Annotated in this window: 1 protein-coding gene, 1 tRNA gene and 1 pseudogene; all 3 read right to left on the bottom strand. The window is 65.0% G+C overall.

Annotated elements, in window-relative coordinates:
• Nucleotides 1–600 (bottom strand): 50S ribosomal protein L2 (gene rplB, locus HC022_RS26925; RefSeq protein WP_167454417.1); only part of this gene is annotated, 600 nt, incomplete at its 3' end.
• Nucleotides 601–903: 303 nt separating this feature from the next.
• A tRNA-Thr gene (locus tag HC022_RS26920) sits at nucleotides 904–979 on the bottom strand.
• Between the two features lie 49 nt (nucleotides 980–1,028).
• Nucleotides 1,029–1,225: pseudogene (locus tag HC022_RS26915) on the bottom strand (iron ABC transporter permease); the annotation flags it as partial.

The raw sequence follows: 1,225 nt of genomic DNA, 5'->3' as shown, positions 1-1,225 counted from the left end.
GTTGTCGGGGTTCGACACGGCACCGACGGTGGCCATGCATTCCTGACGCACCATGCGCAGTTCGCCCGAGGACAGGCGGATCTGGGCGTAGCCGCCATCGCGGCCGACGAACTGGGCGTAGGTGCCCGCGGCGCGTGCGATCTGGCCGCCCTTGCCGGGCTTCAGCTCGATGTTGTGGACGATCGTGCCAATCGGCATGCCCGAGAAGGGCATTGCGTTGCCGGGCTTGATGTCGGCCTTCGCGGACGCGACCACCTTGTCGCCGATGGCGAGACGCTGGGGCGCGAGGATGTAGGCCTGCTCGCCATCGTCATACTGGACGAGTGCGATGAATGCGGTCCGGTTCGGGTCGTATTCGATGCGTGCAACGATACCGTTGATGTCAAACTTGTTCCGCTTGAAATCGACGATCCGGTAGAGACGCTTTGCGCCACCGCCGCGGCGGCGTGCAGTGATCCGTCCGGTGTTGTTCCGGCCGCCCGACTTGGTCAGACCCTCGGTGAGGGCCTTGACGGGACGTCCTTTATACAGCTCCGAACGGTCGATCAGCACCAGCCCGCGCTGGCCCGGCGTCGTCGGCTTGTACGACTTGAGTGCCATGCTTCTGTCTTCCGTTTGCAGACGGGTGGAGAATCCACCCTATGTTACAGCCCCCTCGGTCTGCTGTCGCGGGGACAGGCTGCCTGCAGGTGGCCGGTAGTATAGGCCCCCGAAGGTGCCCGGTTAGATGTTCTCGCGAACAAACACGAAGCCCCGGACGAATCCGGGGCCTTGCGGATGCCGCTTGTTAGAGAAAGCGCCTCCCGAGGTCAAGCGCCTTGGGACAGCCTCGCCGATCTCGCCACGCGTCGCAGGCTTTCGGCAGGCAATGGTGCGCAAGGCTTCGGCAAGGAGGAAGGATCCTGGTGCCCCCACACGGACTCGAACCGCGGACCTACTGATTACAAATCAGTTGCTCTACCAGCTGAGCTATAGGGGCACCGTGGCGGCATGGATATGCCAGCCCGGCCCTCGCTTGCAAGCGCAATCTAGCGGTTCGCGCGGGCGAGCAGCCCCACCGCCGCGAGGCCGACCGCGATCACCAGCACCGCGGCAGGGGCCGCGCCGCCGAGGTTCTCGAGCGAGGCCTGCTCGTGCACCCGGGTGGCCAGCGTCTCGTAGTTGAAGGGCCGCAGCAGCAGCGTCGCGGGCAGTTCCTTCACGCAATCGACGAAGACCAGCAGCA

It is taken from the genome of Salipiger sp. HF18 (assembly GCF_011806505.1).
GTDB lineage: Bacteria > Pseudomonadota > Alphaproteobacteria > Rhodobacterales > Rhodobacteraceae > Salipiger > Salipiger thiooxidans.
This window is presented reverse-complemented; position numbering and strand designations above follow the sequence as displayed.